This window comes from Neisseria sp. P0009.S010 (genome assembly GCF_051958545.1).
Lineage (GTDB): Bacteria > Pseudomonadota > Gammaproteobacteria > Burkholderiales > Neisseriaceae > Neisseria > Neisseria subflava_A.
Window position 1 is genome coordinate 80,469 of sequence record NZ_JBQCVH010000009.1, and the last position, 16,434, is coordinate 96,902.

Consider the following 16,434-nt stretch of genomic DNA (forward strand, 5'->3'; position numbering starts at 1 on the left):
TATATATAGGCCGTCTGAAAACTATTCGGCCAAACGTGCCGTACTTAAAGCAACCGTATTGCCATCGAATGCAGATTCCAATTCAGGCAAAGGATGGACACCAATCAAATGTTTCGTTAAAACCACACCATACACCGCCGCACACTGCGGCCACCACCTATCCCCTGCCTTTTCCATAAACTGCCAAAACTTCAAAGCAGATGATGAATTCACAGCAGGCAGATAATCCATAAACTGCCCATATTCCATTTCAAAACCAATAGCGGCAGTTTTTCGTTTCAACTCAGCCAGAGCCAAGCATTGAGATTTCATAGGCAGTCTTTTACCATCAAACCACGAGCTCAACCCCCACAAAGATTTAAGGTTAAACCCCGTTAAAATCAACCTGCCCTCGGGTTTTAATATCCTAAATGCCTCTTGCAACACCAAATCGGCAGATGAAATTTCCAAAAGATGGGGCATCAATAATACATCCACGGAATGCGTTTCAAATGCCAACATTTCAGCATCCATCAGCACATCGCGCGGTACCACAATCATATTTTCAGACGGCCTCTGCCATACACCGTCCAATTGAACCGCCACTTGCCTATTCAAATATTGCAAATGCCGTCTGAAAAAATCCGCCTCTTTTTGAGCAAGATATTGCCCCATTGGCGTTTGCATAAAAAAAGTTTCCATTAAATGCTCTCCTATGCATCCCGACTTGTGTGACAGAATTTTAACACCACGACCACATCATACACGCAAATTCCCTGCCCGACTTGACGTTTGAATGCTGAAACGATACCATCGAAAGGACAAAATTTTATTATATATTTGATAACTCTATTTACTATGGCAAAACTAAAAACCATCGTTCTGACCGTTTCAAGCCTGTCGGCAGTTTCCGCCACAGCCTACGCGCAAAACGCTACGCCCAACCAAGTCGGCATGGCAATGATGCGCCTCAACTCTTCCCTGCTCGACCAAGCCAAAACACAAACCTTCGGCTCTGGTAGCTTGTGGGCATCATTACGTAAAGACTTCCGCATTAACGAAGTCAACACAGAACTGGTTCGCCGCCATGAAAACAAATTTGCTGCAAACAGTGCATATTTCGACCGCACCATCTCCCGCAGCAAACCTTATATGTACCATATTGCCAATGAAGTTAAAAAGCGCAATATGCCTGCTGAAATCGCTTTGTTGCCTTTCATTGAAAGCGCATTTTTAACCAAAGCCAAATCACACGTCGGCGCATCCGGCCTGTGGCAATTTATGCCGGCTACCGGCCGCCACTTCGGCTTGGAAAAAACGCCTTTGTATGACGGTCGTCACGACGTTTACGCCGCTACTGATGCCGCGCTGAACTATCTGCAATACCTGCACGGTATGTTCGGTGACTGGTCTTTGGCCCTTGCTGCTTACAACTGGGGCGAAGGTAATGTTGGTCGCGCCGTAAACCGTGCCCGTGCGCAAGGTTTGGAGCCGACATACGAAAACCTGCGTATGCCGAACGAAACACGCAACTACGTTCCCAAACTTTTGGCCGTCCGCAATATCGTTGCCAATCCGCAAACCTTCGGTATGAATATCAGCGAAATCAGCAATCAGCCGTATTTCAAATCTGTCAGCATCGACAAACCTATTGATAACAGCACAATTGCTCGTTTTGCAAACATCAGCGAAAGCGAACTGTTGGCACTCAACCCAGGTTTCAATGCTCCAGTATTCATCCCTAAAAACAACCGTCGCCTGTTATTGCCGGTTTCTGCGGTTTCCGCATTTGAAAAGAACTACCGCAATGCCAATCCAGATACCCTAATGTCTTGGGATATTTATACTTCTTTGGGCAACAAAAAGCTTAACGCCATTGCTAACGATACCGGTATGAGCGTAGCCGAACTCAAACGCCTCAATGGCCTGAGCGGTAGCGCCATTTCTGAAGGCCGCAGCATTTTAGTGGCTAAAAACTCAGCTATCCAAAGCCAAGACATTATTAACTTTATTGACAAAGACAATACGCCGGATACTTACCAATCCAATATGCCGGCCATGTCTCCGATTATTGCTTCCAACGCAGTAGAACCGGTTAAAGTCGCTCAAACTACCGTGACCAATATTGTTGCACCTGTTGTTCCTCAGTCCACTAAACCGGTTGACTTTATTGCACACAGCAAAACTGAAAACGTTACTTCCGTAGCGGTAACAGAAACCAAAGAGCAGCCTCAAGTTGCAAGTATAGAAATGACCGCCCCAGTTGTAGCCATGGTCCATACTGCTATTGAGCCTGCTACCACAAATGTTGCAGAAGCACCCAAAGCGGCTATCCCTGCCGACTTGACTGCACCGACTGTTGCCGCAAACGATGTAGCCCCTTCTCCAGCAGTTGAATCTGTTGCTGCTGCGCCGGTTCAAGAAGAGCATGATGACCTGATGGCTTTGGTACAAAGCCGACCTGCAGAGGAACCTGCAGCGACTGTTGCTGAAGCGACTCCTGAAACCAAACAAGTTCAAACTGTTGTCACCGCTGAAAACGCTCGTACAGAACGTATCGCAGCCAATACCGCTAAACAACAACAACGCATCAATGCGCGTCTTGCCCGTGTAAATGGCCAACAAAACACACAAACTGCAGCACTTGCAGCAGGTATACACCGCGTGGAAGATGGCGATACGTTGTTTAACATCTCCAAACGTTACAACTTGAGCGTAGCCGATTTGATTATTGCCAACAACATCAAAGGTAACAATATCAAAAAAGGCCAAATCCTCCGCGTTACAGCTGCTCCGGCAAAAGTCCGCAGCAACCCGATTCAAAACGTTTCCTACACTGTACGCAAAGGCGATACTTTGAACACCATCGCCAACCGTTTCAATGTTGATATTAATGATATCCGCCGTTGGAACCGCAATACACGTACGGTGACCCCTGGTCAACGTTTGAAACTGATTGGTAGCTAATACTTGCTTCAAAACAAAGGCCGTCTAAAATATTCAGACGGCCTTTTTCTTTATGATAAATTATAAATTCAATTTTTGATAACAAAATAGTTATCTCTTCAAGACATAAACATCCATGCAATAACTTCCACATAGAAAAAAGAGTGTGTAAAAACACACTCTCCTCTTCAAATAGATTGCCGTCAAATTTTACTCTTAACAGCTGCATTCAAACATATAAATCCTGTATACACATCACTATGCCGGTGAAAAAGCATCACAGAAGAAGGCATCTTCCGGTAAAGCGCAATTTTGAGTCAGCAAACTTTGCGCATTCTCCGTCATGGCTGGTGACCCGCAAGCATAAACTTCATATTGGCTCAAATCAGGATAATTTTGTGCTGCAACGTTTTGCACATATCCACTCTCCCCTTTCCATTCAGAATCAGGCTTAGAAAGAACAGGCAAGAATTTCGCATTTTTCAGACGGCCTATTAATGCTTCTGCTTCTTCCAATGCGTACAAATCCTCCTGCTGACGTGCTCCCCAGTAAAAATGAACCTGACGTTCGCTATTCTGATGAATCAAATCAAGCAAGATGCTGTGGATAGGTGCGTAACCTGTACCCGTTGCCAACAAAACAATCGGTCTATCGCTGTCCTTTTGCAAAGTAAACGTACCCAATGGGCCTTTAATGCGGACAATGCCTTTTTCTTTGATTTTAGGCTCTGCACCAAAAATCATTTCCGAACATACGCCATTTTCTCGTTTCCGAATATGCAACTCCAAAACGCCTTCTTGGTCAGGTGAATTGGCGATTGAATAACTGCGACTAATATTACCCGGAAGCAACAAGTCAATATACTGCCCTGCATAAAATGCAAACGATGGGGCTTTAGGCAAAGCCAATCTCAACAAAGCAACATCATGTTTGATTTCAATCGTTTCGATACGTACAGGCAAAGTGCGCACTGGCAAAGCATTCGGATTAAACCCCTGCACATTGATTTTCAGGTCGCTCTTCGCAGTAGTACAGCACAATAGCACTTTGCCCTGCGCTTTTTCTTCTTCGCTGATGGCTTTATCAATATGATCGCCCATTTCAAATTCACCACTCATCAACTCGGCCTTACATTGTCCGCAGGCGCCACTTTTACAAGAATGGGGCAGATTTAAATTCTGACGGGTCGCAGCAGCAAGAACGGTTTCATCATCGTTTGCCGTAAATGTTATTTGATCTGATAAGGTAATAGTATGTGTCATGGTATTTAGAATAATTTTAGAATCAAAAATAAAGGCCGTCTGAAAAATAAGACCTATTTTTCAGACGGCCTGTCCTATCTATCAAGCTAATTTGGCTTTAATCAACTCTTGAACTTGAGCAGGATTGGCCTTGCCTTTACTTGCTTTCATCACTTGGCCGACAATCGCATTCAAGGCTTTTTCATTGCCGGAACGGAATTGCTCAATGGCTTTCGCATTATTTGCCAACACTTCATCCACCATCGCTTCAATTGCTCCAGTGTCGGTAATTTGTTGCAAGCCATGTTTTTCGATGATTTCGGCAATACCTGCTTCAGGCTCGGCCCACATTGCTTCAAAAGCTTTTTTCGCCAATTTGCTACTTAATGTTCCGTCTGCAACTTTAGCAACCAACTCGGCAAGGCGTGGAGCCGTAATCGGGCTTCCAGCTAATTCCAAACCTTCTTTGTTCAAAGTAGCAGCAAGCTCGCCGTTCATCCAGTTCGCCGTTAATTTACCTTGGCCGCAGGCTTTGGCTGCTTCTTCAAAATAGGCGGCTTGAGCGCGGCTGGCAGTTAACAGGCGCGCATCATAGTCAGACACGCCGTAATCGACAACAAAACGCGCCGCCATTTCATGCGGCAACTCTGGCATTTGCTCTTTGGCTTTTTGCAATTGGCCGTCTGAAATAATGACCGGAAGCAAATCCGGATCTGGGAAATAGCGGTAATCATGTGCATCTTCTTTCAAACGCATCACACGGGTTTCGCCTTTTTCAGGGTCAAACAGCATGGTTGCCTGCTGTACTTTACCGCCGTCTTCCAAGATTTCAATTTGCGCTTCCACTTCATAATTGATGGCTTGTTCCAAGAAGCGGAAAGAGTTGAGGTTTTTGATTTCACGGCGTGTACCGAACTCTGCCTGACCTTTCGGACGGACAGATACGTTGGCATCAACGCGGAACGAGCCTTCCGCCATATTGCCATCGCAAATATCCAGCCAAGTTACCAAACCGTGTAACGCTTTAGCGTATGCCACGGCTTCGGCTGCGGAACGCATTTCAGGCTCGGAGACAACTTCCAATAAAGGCGTACCGGCACGGTTCAAGTCAATACCGGTGGCACCGTTTAAACCCTCGTGCACGGATTTACCCGCATCTTCTTCCATGTGCGCACGGGTAACATTGATGGTTTTAACCTCATCGCCCACTACGATTTCCAGTTTGCCGTGTTCTACAATCGGCAAATTCAACTGGCTGATTTGATAGCCTTTTGGCAAATCAGGATAAAAATAGTTTTTACGGTCGAACACGTTTTTCTGATTGATTTTCGCATCCAAAGCCAAACCGAGTTTGATGGCTTTTTCGACGACTTCGCGGTTCATTACCGGCAATACGCCCGGCAACGCACACTCAACCACGCTGGCGTGGGCATTAGGCTCGGCACCGAATGCAGTGGATGCGCCGCTGAAGATTTTGGATTGGGTGTTGAGTTGGACGTGGATTTCCAGTCCGATTACGGTTTCCCAAGTCATAAGGGTCTTTCTGTCGAAAAAAAGTTAATCGGTTAAATGAGTGATTCGTTTTTCAGACGGCCTGAATAAAAAACATAATAGGCCGTCTGATAAGATAAGTTTATTTCCTGCGGCGTTGGAAACCGGGCAGTTGCCAATGGAAACGGTATGCAGTCAGGCGAAACAACAATCCGCCGGCAAAGAGCAGGTTTAACGTAAAAATATTAATCCAGCCCAAATGCCCGAACAGATAAATCAGCCCGCCAATCAAAATGGCTACACTGCCGTAAAGGTCGGTGCGCAAAATCATCGGCACATCATTGACCAAAATATCGCGCGCAATACCGCCACCAACGGCAGTCACAAAAGCCAAAGAAATAACGCCGAACAAATTGAGCTGCAAGGTCATACCGATTTGTGCGCCGGTAATGCTGAACGCTGCCAAACCGATGGCATCGGCAATAATAAAAGCAGCAGCCAAATAGGTGCTGCGATAACGTTGCACCCTTATCAACCATGCGATGGCAAGCGTGGCAAATACAACTATCAGCGCATCGGTTTGCAAAAACACTTGCGGAATCCGGCCGACCAAGCCATCGCGTATCATGCCGCCGCCGACAGCCGTCAGTAACGCAGTAATGACGACACCGAGTACATCCAACCGCTTGTTGTAGCCGACCAAATAGCCGGAAATGGCAAACGCGGCTGTCCCAATGATTTGAATGAAGTCGGTGGCTGTCATGTTTTTAAATATCTACAATATGCAGCACCTCAATACATTCAGGCGCTTTTATATGGTTTATTTTCAGACGGCCTTGAATCATCAAGGCCCTAAAACATTATTCCGGCGCTTTAGTGTGCCAATCGCTGTTCAGCTGAACTTGATGTGCGGCACCCAAAATTTTGGCTTCGGAGAAATAGTTGCCGATAAATTGCACACCAATCGGCAGGCCGTTTGCGCTGAAACCGGCAGGCAGAGTCAGTGCAGGCAAACCGGCAAGGTTCACGGCGATGGTGTAAATATCGGATAAGTACATTTGCACAGGGTCGTGAATGTCGCTGCCGAGTTTTGGCGCGGCAGTCGGCGCAGTCGGCGCCAAAATGAAATCACATTGACCAAAGGCCGTCTGAAAATCATTGGCAACCAGACGGCGCAGTTTTTGCGCTTTCAAATAGTACGCATCGTAGTAACCATGGCTCAATACATAAGTACCGATCATGATACGGCGTTTGACCTCGCTGCCAAAACCTTCGGCACGGGTGTTGCTGTACATTTCTTCCAAATCGCCAAATTGCACCGCACGGTGGCCATAACGTACGCCATCAAAACGGGACAAGTTGGTACTTGCTTCAGCAGAGGCAAGAACGTAATAAGCAGGAATCGACAATGATGTTTGCGGCAGGGAAACTTCAACAGTCTCCGCTCCTTGTACTTTGAGCAAATCAATAACGCTTTGCAAGGCCGTCTGAACATCGGCATCTGCGCCTTCGCCAAAATATTCTTTAGGCAAACCGATTTTCAAACCTTTGAGCGGCTTGTCCAAATCACGGGTGTAGTCTTCTTTGTCGCGCTCCAAACTGGTGGAATCGCGCTCGTCAAAGCTGGCCATAGCGTTCAACAAAATCGCGCAGTCTTCGGCTGTTTGCGCCATAGGGCCGGCTTGGTCGAAGCTGGAAGCATAGGCAACCATACCGAAACGTGAAACCGTACCGTAAGTCGGCTTGATGCCGGTAATACCGCAATGCGATGCAGGCTGACGGATAGAACCGCCGGTATCCGAACCCAACGCAACCGGTGCCAAACGCGCCGCAATCACGGCAGCCGAACCGCCTGACGAACCGCCGGGAACATGTTCAAGATTCCATGGGTTTTTGGTTGCGCCGTAGAACGAAGTCTCATTGGTCGAACCCATGGCAAATTCGTCCATATTGGTACGGCCAAGAGTAACCATGCCGGCATCCAACAGGTTTTGCACCACAGTAGCAGTATAAGGAGAAACGAAGTTATCCAACATTTTGGAGCTGCATGCACTGCGCCAACCTGTTTGGCAGAAAATATCTTTGTAAGCAACCGGCACACCGGTCAAAGCTGTTGCATTACCGGCCGCGATACGCGCATCGGCTGCTTTAGCTTCAGCAAGGGTCTTATCTTGATCGATGGTAACGTAGCCGTTGATGGTAGGGTTTTTCGCAGCAATAGCGGCCAAATATTCGGTCGCCAATTCGACTGCGGAAATTTGTTTGGATTGCAGCAGGCTGCTGGCTTGTTTGAGCGTGTAAGCGGTCATTGTGCCGTACTTTCTATAAAACAGTTTTTGCTTTCAAAACAGATATTGAAAACATCCGTTTAAATCAATAAATCGGGCCGTCTGAACAAAAAATCCTTTCAGACGGCCTTGCAATAGGGGCTTGCCGATAAGCAAAGGCCGTATGAAACCTTATTCTTCAATTACTTGAGGAACAATATACAGGCGGTTGCGCACTTCGGGGGCAACAGCCTGATATTCGGCAGCATGATCGGTTTCAGTCACTTTATCTTCGCGCAGGCGTAAAGCGGCTTCGTGCGGATGCGCCATGGGTTCGATACCGTCGGTATTGACGCTTTGCATGTTTTCAACCATGGCGAAAATATCGTTCAACTCGGCAAGCGTTTTGTTTTTTTCTTCGTCCGTTAAAGTGAGGCGCGAGAGTTTTGCGATTTTTTCCACATCATTTAAGCTTAAAGCCATAAAAAATCCTTGTCTGATAGCAATGCCTCTTGGGTTTGGGGTATCATTGCATTTCGTCTTCTATGAAGCGAAGAATTATAACCGAAAACCAAACAGGTTGGCATGGTGTTTTGATTCAGACGGCCTTTTAAGGGCGCATTTATCCGTCTAAAACCGTGTACCTGTTTTTCTTATTTTAAATACTGCTTAAAGCATCCGGACTGGGCCGGAATTTCAGGAATCCTAATGTTTCGTCTTTTATCTCGTTTCCTCTCCAATGATATTGCCATCGATTTGGGCACGGCCAACACGCTGATTTTTGTACGCGGCAAAGGGATTGTTTTGGATGAGCCGTCCATGGTTGCGATTCAATCCGGCGCAGGCAATAAAAGTAAAATTATGGCAGTGGGCACGGAAGCCAAAAAGATGCAGGGTCGTGCGCCGCGCAATATCGAAATTGTCCGCCCGATGAGGGACGGTGTGATTGCAGACTTTGTGATCACCGAGCGTATGCTGGGGATGTTGATTAAAAAAGCCACCGAAGGACGGTCTTTGGTTCCGCCTCGCGTGGTTATCTGTGTTCCTGGCGGCTCTACCCAAGTGGAACGTAAAGCAATTTTGGATTCGGCGTTTGCCGCCGGCGCGGCAAGCGTGCATTTGATTGAAGAACCGATGGCCGCCGCTTTGGGCGCGGGCTTGCCGATTGAAGATGCGGCAGGTTCGATGATTGTCGATATTGGCGGCGGTACGACTGAAATCGGTATTCTTTCACTGGGCGGCATGGCCTATTCTGCTTCTGTCCGCGCAGCCGGCGATGAATTCGATAAAAGTATCATCCATTACCTGCGCCGCCATCGCGGTGTCTTGATTGGCGAAGCTACAGCCGAAGAATTGAAGAAACAAATCGGCTCTGCCTCGGGCTTTGAAACCGAAACAGCCATGCGCATTAAAGGCCGCGATCTGGCCGAAGGTACGCCTAAATCCTTGGCAGTTACTTCAGATGAAATCCGTGAAGCATTGAGTGAAACGGTAAATCAAATCATCCGTGCCGTTCGTCTAGCTTTGGAACAGGCTCCGCCTGAATTGGCCGGCGACATCGCCGACCGCGGTATTATGCTGACCGGCGGCGGTGCGCTTCTGCACGGTATCGATACTGTCTTGGCCGACGCAACCGGCCTGCCCGTCGGTATTGCCGACCAACCTCTGAACTGCGTTGCCTATGGTGCCGGTAAGGCTTTGGACTATATCGGCAAATGGGATACCGTATTCACGGAAAACCCATAAGGTAGATGGTTATGGAACGCTCTTCTTTGCGCTTTGACGAGGCAAAAGGCTCTAAGCTGTTGCCTCGTTTTGTCGTTTATATCGCTCTGGCTGCCGGCCTGATGGTGGCAGATTACCGCTTTTCATTGATGCAGCCTGTACGTGCTGCAGTAATGCCCATGCTCTATCCTGTTCAATGGCTGGCAAATCAACCTGTTCAACTTTATCAATATTTTGCCGACCTCTCCCAGTCCAAATCCGAGCTCTTGGAACAAAACCGCCAACTTCTGGAAGAAAATGGCCGTCTGAAAATTGATTTGCAGCGAGATAAAGTCAATACTGATGAATTGCGCGAATTAAAAAAACTGTACGGTTTGCAACAAAAAGGCATTCACAACGTTATCGGTGCGGAAGTCATTTCCAATGGCAAAGATCCGCTTTCCGAAAGACTGATTATCGGCAAGGGCGGCCAAGATGGTTTGAAAGTTGGCGATGCGGTCATCGATCAAAGCGGTTTGATCGGCCTGTTGACACAAGTTCACACACAAAGTGCGGAAATTGGGCTGATTTCAGGCGGACAAAGCATTGTCCCCATAGCCGTCAGTCGCACCGGCGAACGCAATTTGGCATACGGCAATGGCAACGGTTTGGATTTGCGCTATTTTCCAACCGGCTCAGACTTGAAACCCGGCGATATTCTACTGACTTCCGGCTTGGACGGTACTTATCCGGCGGGGATTCCCGTTGCAACCGTCAGCAAGGTTGTCCGCGCATCGGGAACGCCTTATTACGATACGCAACTGACGCCTTTAGCCGCTTTACGCAGCAGCCGTTTTGTCTTGGTACTTTCTTCCGCCCCTTCTTCCCCACGCTGATTTCATGAACGATTTTGACGATTCTTACCGTGCAGTACCGCTGCACATTATGGCGGCCAGTCTCATCGTGATGATGATACTGGACTTTATGCCGTTTTCCTTTGACGGGTTCTTCTGGCTGCCTGAAATGACGGCACTGATGCTGCTGTATTGGGCATTGCACCAACCGCAACGCGCAGGCATGGGACTGGCTTTTGCCATCGGCCTGATTGTCGATGCCGCAACCGCCGCGACTTTGGGATTGCACGCCCTGTCTTACGTCGTGATGACTTATTTCATTTTAAACCACCGCCGCCAGATCATGCTGTACGGCCACATTATGCAATTGGCTGCTGTCTTGGCTGCGCTGCTTCTCAATCAGGCCGTCTTAACTGTTGCCCGTTTGTTCCTTAATCATCAGGTCATCACTTTGCAAGGCTTTGTTGCCCCATTTGTCGGCACATTACTTTGGCCGATACTCAGCCAGCTAATGTTGATTGTGACCCGTATTTACCGCTCCCACTGAAAAGATGAAACCGACTCTTCCACGCCGTCTTTCCGGTGGTCAACATATCAAGAAACCTTCCGCTCAGGCAGCACAAGCCGACGCTTTGTTGCGCCTGCTCGTTGCGTTTATCCTGATTGTTATCTTCTTTTCCATCTTGCTGGCGCGGTTCTTTTACCTGCAAGTGACTCAGCACAACGAGTTTTCCGGTCAAGCATCGAGCAACCGCATCACCCTGATTCCAACGCCGCCCGTACGCGGCGAAATCGTCGATATCAACGGCGTTCCTTTGGCCAAAAACTATCCTGTCTTTTCGCTCGAAGTTATTCCCAGCCGCATCGAAGGCAAGATGGAAGATGTCATTGAAGCATTGAAAAAATACGTCGATATCACGCCGACAGATTTAAAACGCTTCAAAAAATACCGCGAAAGCTATAGAAAATTTGAAAATATCCCACTCAAACTCAAACTGACCGATGAAGAAGCCGCCCGTTTGTCCGTACATCTGCGCGAATTCAAAGGCGTAGAGGTCAATTCACGCACTTTCCGCGAATATCCTTACGGCAAACTGACTTCCCATTTCTTAGGCTATATCGGCCGTATTAGCGACAAAGACAAAGAAATGCTGGAAGAAGAAGGCCTGACCGCCCTCTACCGCGGCAGTACACATATCGGCAAATCCGGCTTGGAAAAATATTACGAACACCAGCTTCATGGCATTCCAGGCTATCAGGAAGTCGAAAAAGACGCTTACGGCAACATCGTCCGCGTATTGAAAAATGTTCCGTCCAAAATGGGGCAAACCTTGCGCCTAGGTATGGATATCCGTATGCAACAGGAAGCCGACCGCATCTTGGGCGACCGCCGTGGCGCATTGGTGGCCATCAATCCGCAAGACGGTACTGTTTTGGCTTTTGTTTCCAAACCTTCCTTTGATCCCAACCTCTTTATTGACGGCATCGACAGCGACACTTGGAAAATGCTGAATGACGATTGGAAAAAGCCTTTGATCAACCGCGTTACCCAAGGCCTTTATCCGCCGGGTTCTACATTCAAACCCTTTATGGGCATGGCTTTGTTGGAAAGCGGCAAAATTACTCAAAACACTATCGTCCCTGCACCCGGCGCATGGAGCATACCCGGCAGCCGCCATATCTTCCGCGACTCCGTCCGCAGCGGTCACGGCTCGGCCAACTTGAGCAAAGCCATTCAAGTATCCTCAGATACCTTCTTCTACCGTTTGGGTTACGAAATGGGTATCGATAAAGCCTCTCCGTATCTGGCGCAATTCGGTTTCGGCCAGAAAACCGGCATTGACCTGCCCAGCGAATACACAGGCGTTTTGCCCAGCCGCGAATGGAAAGCCAAACGCTTTGCCAAATCTTCCGACCCGACTGCCAAAGAATGGCGCGCCGGCGAGATGGTTTCCGTCAGTATCGGCCAAGGCTACAACGCCTACACGCCTTTGCAAATGGCACATGCGACAGCATCTCTGGCCAATAACGGTGTCGTTTATCAGCCGCATTTGGTCAAAGAAGTATTGGATTTCGGCGCGCGCAAAATTACCCGTATCAACCCCAATCCTGAGCGTCAAATTCCGTTCAAAGCCGATAACTTCGAATACGTCAAACGCTCAATGGAAAAGGTATTGAAACCGGGTGGTACGGCGCACCGTATCGGTGGCGGACTCGCCTATACGATGGGCGGTAAAACCGGTACAGCCCAAGTCGTACAAATTAAACAAGGCGGCCGCTACAATGCCGCAGCCCTGCGCGAACAACACCGCGACCACGCATGGTTTATCTCGTTTGCGCCATTGGAAAAACCTGAAATTGCCATTGCCGTTATTTTGGAAAACGGCGGCTGGGGTGCGTATGCCGCGCCATTGGCCCGTGAAATGACTGATTTTTATATGCTTCACGTCAAGCCGCAACAGTTTTCAGACGGCCTTGAGTCAGATTTAGCCAAAACTGAAACAACGGACAAGCATCAGCCTATTACCAGCATTTTCCAATCTGCCTACGGACTGACGCCGACAAGCCCTGCCTCACAGCCGGAGGTTCATCATGAATAACACATCAGTGTGGAAAAATTTCAAATCCACCATTGCGGCCCCGATTGACCCTTGGCTGTTTTTTGCCATGCTCGCCATCTACATCATGAGCCTGTTCCTGCTCTATTCTGCAGACGGGCAAGAGTTCGGCCAATTGGAAAACAAAACCATCCATACCGTTTTGGGCTTTGTCCTTTTATGGATTATCGCCGTATTCAAGCCGCAAATGGCTGCCAAAGTTGCCCTACCTGTTTACATTGTCGGCGTATTACTGCTGATTGGCGTCGAAGTTGCCGGCGTTACCGTCAACGGTTCGACACGTTGGCTGAGCCTCGGCTTTACCCGTATCCAACCTTCCGAAATCATGAAAATCGGTATTCCCATGACTGTCGCGTGGTATTTCCAACGCTATGAAGGCCGTCTGAAATGGGTACATTATATTGTTGCCCTCGTTCTGATTCTTGTTCCTGTTGCCCTGATATTGAAGCAGCCAGATCTGGGTACGGCAGCACTGATTATGGCTTCGGGTATTTTTGTCATCTTCTTTGCCGGATTGCCTTGGAAGGCTATTTTTTCCGCCATTATTGCCTTTGTGGCCGCTTTGCCGCTCTTGTGGAATTACGGCATGCACGACTACCAGAAAACCCGCGTCCTCACTCTGCTCGACCCAACCAAAGACCCGTTAGGCGCAGGCTACCACATCATCCAATCCATGATTGCCATCGGCTCGGGCGGCGTATGGGGTAAAGGCTGGCTCAACGGTACGCAAACCCATTTAGACTATATTCCCGAATCAACGACTGACTTTATTCTCGCAGTATTCGGCGAAGAATTCGGCCTGATTGGCAATATCCTTTTACTGCTGGTTTACCTCATCATTCTGGCACGCGGATTGTGGATTGCCGCACAAGCGCAATCCCTTTACAGTCGTACTTTGGCAGGCGCGTTGACCATGACTTTTTTCTGCTACGCCTTTGTAAACATGGGCATGGTCAGCGGTATTTTGCCCGTCGTAGGTGTCCCCCTCCCCTTGGTCAGCTACGGCGGTACGGCTACACTTTCCATCATGGTGGTGCTCGCCCTGCTGATGGGTATTGCCAACGAACACAAAAACCTCCGCCGCCGTAATGCGGATAACGATGACCTAACTGAAAGCGAGGAATAATATGGAACTGGGTGTAGAAATCGGCAAGCTGCTTGTGGCATTTCTCGTGCTGATTAATCCTTTCAGCGCGCTCTCAATCTATCTTGATCTGACACAAAACCACAGCACCAAAGAAAAGCGCAGAATCGCGCGTACTGCCGCATTGGCCGTTTTCATCGTAATCATCGTCTTTGCACTGAGTGGCGGTATCTTGTTGAAAGTACTTGGTATCAGCGTGGGCTCTTTCCAAGTCGGCGGCGGTATTCTGGTTTTGCTGATTGCCATCTCCTTAATGAACGGCAACAATAATCCTGCCAAGCCCAAAATCGACCCCAATTCAGAAGAGCATCACCATGAGCAACAAATCCGCCGCAATGAAAAAGCCATTGCCGTCGTACCCATTGCCATTCCGATTACCATCGGTCCCGGCGGTATTTCTACCGTCATCATTTACTCCTCTGCCGCCAAAAATTACAGCGATATTGCCCTAATTATCATCTCCGGCTTTTTGGTCAGCCTGATTTGCTATTTCATTCTGGTCGTGGCCGGACGCATCAGCAAACGCTTGGGCACTACCGGCCTGACCATCCTCAACCGCATCATGGGCATGATGCTTGCCGCCATTTCCGTAGAGATTATTGTTGCCGGCTTAAAATCCATTTTCCCCCAACTGGTCGCTTGAAGTACAATCATCACAATAAAAGGCCGTCTGAAACATTTTCAGACGGCCTCATAAAAACATAAAAACAAAGGAGTCAACCATGTTTCACAGCACCCACGTTTTCACCGGAGAAACCATTTACCGCAGACCGGCGCAAAGCTATACCGAGTTCACCGACGAATTAAACCGCCTCCAAACCCTTCAGCAAACCTTCGCACAATCAAGCATTATCGAGCGCACTGCCCTCTTACAACAATTTGCCGACAGCCTTACCCAAAACCAAGAACGCCTTGCTGAAATGGTCTGCGAAGAAGTCGGACGCTGCCTGCACGAATGCCGTGCCGAAATCAGCAAATCCATCGAGCTTATCCGCTATTACGTCCGCCTTACCCCCGAACTGCTTGCCCATAAAACCATCGCCACTCAAGCCAGCCTCAGCCAAGTCCGCTTCGAGCCTTTGGGCGTTGTTTTGGCAGTCATGCCGTGGAACTACCCTGTTTGGCAGATTTTACGATTTGCCATCCCTGCCCTCTGTGCCGGCAATGCCTGCGCGGTCAAACCTGCGCCCAGTGTCGCCCGCGTCAGCGAAACACTCTTCAACCTCGTCCCCAAAGGTTTGCCGCTTATCGGCGCATGGTTAAACCATGAAGACACGCTTAAAGCCATTGAAGATACCGATGCCATGGCATTTACCGGTTCGACCCATACCGGTCGCTTGCTGGCCGCCCATGCGGGCAGACATCTGAAAAAAACCGTCCTTGAACTGGGCGGCAGCAATCCGTTTATTATCCTGCCTGATGCCGATCTGCAACGTGCAGTCATCGATGCCTGCTATTCGCGCTTTCGCGATGCCGGACAATCCTGCAATGCCGCCAAGCGCATCGTTGTTACCCAAGATATTGCCGAACAATTTATCCCGCTCTTCCTTGCCGAATGCGCCAAACTGCAAACCGGCAATCCCAAAGACCCGAACACTACCCTTGCCCCGCTTCACCGCGAAGACCTGCGTCAAACCGTACACGAGCAGGTTCAAGATGCGGTTGCACATGGCGCGCAGTGCTTGAGCGGCGGTTATATCCCTGAGGGAGAAAGCTGGTTTTACCCTGCCACGGTATTGGATCAAATCAACCCGAACTGCCGCGTTTGGCACGAAGAAGTCTTCGGCCCAGTTGCCATGATTTTACGCGCCAACAATCCGGATCACGCCGTCGCACTTGCCAACGACACACCTTTCGGCCTCGGCGCCTGTATCTACACAGCCGACACGGCAAATGCATGGCAATACGCCGAAAAAATTCAAGCAGGCTCTGTCTTTATCAACCGCCACACCAGCAGCGATCTGCGCCTACCTTTTGGTGGCGTCAAAGCTTCAGGTTATGGACGCGAGCTATCAGAATTCGGGCTGTACGAATTCGTCAACGTCAAAACCTATTGGCAAAAATAAACTGTTGCATTAACTCAGGCCGTCTGAAAACCCGATTTCAGACGGCCTGAGACCTTTGCAAAATTCCCCAAAATCCCCTAAATTCCTACTAAGACATTTAGGGGATTTTCCATGACCACCTTC

Annotated in this window: 14 protein-coding genes; 8 read left to right on the top strand and 6 right to left on the bottom strand. The window is 48.7% G+C overall.

What is annotated here, in order from left to right; genetic code table 11:
- Positions 1 to 21 precede the first annotated feature (21 nt).
- Positions 22 to 681 carry a class I SAM-dependent methyltransferase gene (locus ACTHSN_RS09740; protein WP_070459854.1) on the bottom strand — a complete coding sequence of 220 codons (660 nt, stop codon included), beginning with the start codon at positions 679 to 681 and terminating at the stop codon, positions 22 to 24.
- 156 nt (positions 682 to 837) lie between these two features.
- Between ACTHSN_RS09740 and ACTHSN_RS09745 the strand changes: the two genes are divergently transcribed.
- Positions 838 to 2,946, top strand: a complete 2,109-nt coding sequence (locus ACTHSN_RS09745) for a LysM peptidoglycan-binding domain-containing protein (RefSeq protein ID WP_070459851.1) — start codon at positions 838 to 840, stop codon at positions 2,944 to 2,946.
- Positions 2,947 to 3,183: 237 nt separating this feature from the next.
- Here ACTHSN_RS09745 and ACTHSN_RS09750 read toward each other — a convergent pair whose 3' ends face one another.
- From ACTHSN_RS09750 to gatC, 5 genes are all read right to left on the bottom strand, one after another.
- Entirely contained in the window at positions 3,184 to 4,188 is a 1,005-nt protein-coding gene (locus ACTHSN_RS09750; protein WP_070459847.1) for an FAD-binding oxidoreductase, read from the bottom strand.
- Positions 4,189 to 4,269: 81 nt separating this feature from the next.
- Entirely contained in the window at positions 4,270 to 5,700 is a 1,431-nt protein-coding gene (gatB, locus tag ACTHSN_RS09755) for an Asp-tRNA(Asn)/Glu-tRNA(Gln) amidotransferase subunit GatB (RefSeq protein ID WP_070459844.1), read from the bottom strand.
- 100 nt (positions 5,701 to 5,800) lie between these two features.
- On the bottom strand, positions 5,801 to 6,421 hold the full coding sequence (locus ACTHSN_RS09760) for a trimeric intracellular cation channel family protein (protein ID WP_004520129.1): 621 nt from the start codon (positions 6,419 to 6,421) through the stop codon (positions 5,801 to 5,803).
- Positions 6,422 to 6,518: 97 nt separating this feature from the next.
- Complete coding sequence (gene gatA, locus ACTHSN_RS09765; RefSeq protein WP_070459841.1) at positions 6,519 to 7,967, bottom strand: Asp-tRNA(Asn)/Glu-tRNA(Gln) amidotransferase subunit GatA; 1,449 nt, start codon at positions 7,965 to 7,967, stop codon at positions 6,519 to 6,521.
- Positions 7,968 to 8,117: 150 nt separating this feature from the next.
- The gene (gene gatC, locus ACTHSN_RS09770) at positions 8,118 to 8,408 is read right to left on the bottom strand and encodes an Asp-tRNA(Asn)/Glu-tRNA(Gln) amidotransferase subunit GatC (protein WP_003685110.1); all 291 of its coding nucleotides are present in this window, start codon (positions 8,406 to 8,408) and stop codon (positions 8,118 to 8,120) included.
- Positions 8,409 to 8,633: 225 nt separating this feature from the next.
- Here gatC and ACTHSN_RS09775 point away from each other — a divergent pair, with 225 nt between their 5' ends.
- From ACTHSN_RS09775 to ACTHSN_RS09805, 7 genes are all read left to right on the top strand, one after another.
- Entirely contained in the window at positions 8,634 to 9,671 is a 1,038-nt protein-coding gene (locus ACTHSN_RS09775; RefSeq protein WP_070459838.1) for a rod shape-determining protein, read from the top strand.
- Positions 9,672 to 9,682: 11 nt separating this feature from the next.
- Positions 9,683 to 10,525: a rod shape-determining protein MreC gene (gene mreC / locus ACTHSN_RS09780; RefSeq protein WP_070459835.1), complete on the top strand. Its 843-nt coding sequence runs from the start codon at positions 9,683 to 9,685 to the stop codon at positions 10,523 to 10,525.
- Between the two features lie 4 nt (positions 10,526 to 10,529).
- On the top strand, positions 10,530 to 11,030 hold the full coding sequence (mreD, locus tag ACTHSN_RS09785) for a rod shape-determining protein MreD (protein ID WP_070459832.1): 501 nt from the start codon (positions 10,530 to 10,532) through the stop codon (positions 11,028 to 11,030).
- A gap of 4 nt (positions 11,031 to 11,034) precedes the next feature.
- Positions 11,035 to 13,083 carry a penicillin-binding protein 2 gene (gene mrdA / locus ACTHSN_RS09790; protein WP_070459829.1) on the top strand — a complete coding sequence of 683 codons (2,049 nt, stop codon included), beginning with the start codon at positions 11,035 to 11,037 and terminating at the stop codon, positions 13,081 to 13,083.
- Complete coding sequence (rodA, locus tag ACTHSN_RS09795) at positions 13,076 to 14,227, top strand: rod shape-determining protein RodA (RefSeq protein WP_107811047.1); 1,152 nt, start codon at positions 13,076 to 13,078, stop codon at positions 14,225 to 14,227. The genes mrdA and rodA overlap by 8 nt, the downstream gene beginning before the upstream one ends.
- Before the next feature lies 1 nt (position 14,228).
- Positions 14,229 to 14,888: a MarC family protein gene (locus ACTHSN_RS09800; RefSeq protein ID WP_070459823.1), complete on the top strand. Its 660-nt coding sequence runs from the start codon at positions 14,229 to 14,231 to the stop codon at positions 14,886 to 14,888.
- A gap of 79 nt (positions 14,889 to 14,967) precedes the next feature.
- Positions 14,968 to 16,311: an aldehyde dehydrogenase family protein gene (locus ACTHSN_RS09805; protein ID WP_107811048.1), complete on the top strand. Its 1,344-nt coding sequence runs from the start codon at positions 14,968 to 14,970 to the stop codon at positions 16,309 to 16,311.
- The last annotated feature ends 123 nt before the right edge of the window (positions 16,312 to 16,434 follow it).

Excerpts from the sequence above, each read along its gene's own strand:
- ACTHSN_RS09740 (WP_070459854.1), bottom strand. The coding sequence starts at position 681 with ATGGAAACTTTTTTTATGCAAACGCCAATGGGGCAATATCTTGCTCAA.
- ACTHSN_RS09745 (WP_070459851.1), top strand. The coding sequence starts at position 838 with ATGGCAAAACTAAAAACCATCGTTCTGACCGTTTCAAGCCTGTCGGCA.
- ACTHSN_RS09750 (WP_070459847.1), bottom strand. The coding sequence starts at position 4,188 with ATGACACATACTATTACCTTATCAGATCAAATAACATTTACGGCAAAC.
- gatB (WP_070459844.1), bottom strand. The coding sequence starts at position 5,700 with ATGACTTGGGAAACCGTAATCGGACTGGAAATCCACGTCCAACTCAAC.
- ACTHSN_RS09760 (WP_004520129.1), bottom strand. The coding sequence starts at position 6,421 with ATGACAGCCACCGACTTCATTCAAATCATTGGGACAGCCGCGTTTGCC.
- gatA (WP_070459841.1), bottom strand. The coding sequence starts at position 7,967 with ATGACCGCTTACACGCTCAAACAAGCCAGCAGCCTGCTGCAATCCAAA.
- gatC (WP_003685110.1), bottom strand. The coding sequence starts at position 8,408 with ATGGCTTTAAGCTTAAATGATGTGGAAAAAATCGCAAAACTCTCGCGC.
- ACTHSN_RS09775 (WP_070459838.1), top strand. The coding sequence starts at position 8,634 with ATGTTTCGTCTTTTATCTCGTTTCCTCTCCAATGATATTGCCATCGAT.
- mreC (WP_070459835.1), top strand. The coding sequence starts at position 9,683 with ATGGAACGCTCTTCTTTGCGCTTTGACGAGGCAAAAGGCTCTAAGCTG.
- mreD (WP_070459832.1), top strand. The coding sequence starts at position 10,530 with ATGAACGATTTTGACGATTCTTACCGTGCAGTACCGCTGCACATTATG.
- mrdA (WP_070459829.1), top strand. The coding sequence starts at position 11,035 with ATGAAACCGACTCTTCCACGCCGTCTTTCCGGTGGTCAACATATCAAG.
- rodA (WP_107811047.1), top strand. The coding sequence starts at position 13,076 with ATGAATAACACATCAGTGTGGAAAAATTTCAAATCCACCATTGCGGCC.
- ACTHSN_RS09800 (WP_070459823.1), top strand. The coding sequence starts at position 14,229 with ATGGAACTGGGTGTAGAAATCGGCAAGCTGCTTGTGGCATTTCTCGTG.
- ACTHSN_RS09805 (WP_107811048.1), top strand. The coding sequence starts at position 14,968 with ATGTTTCACAGCACCCACGTTTTCACCGGAGAAACCATTTACCGCAGA.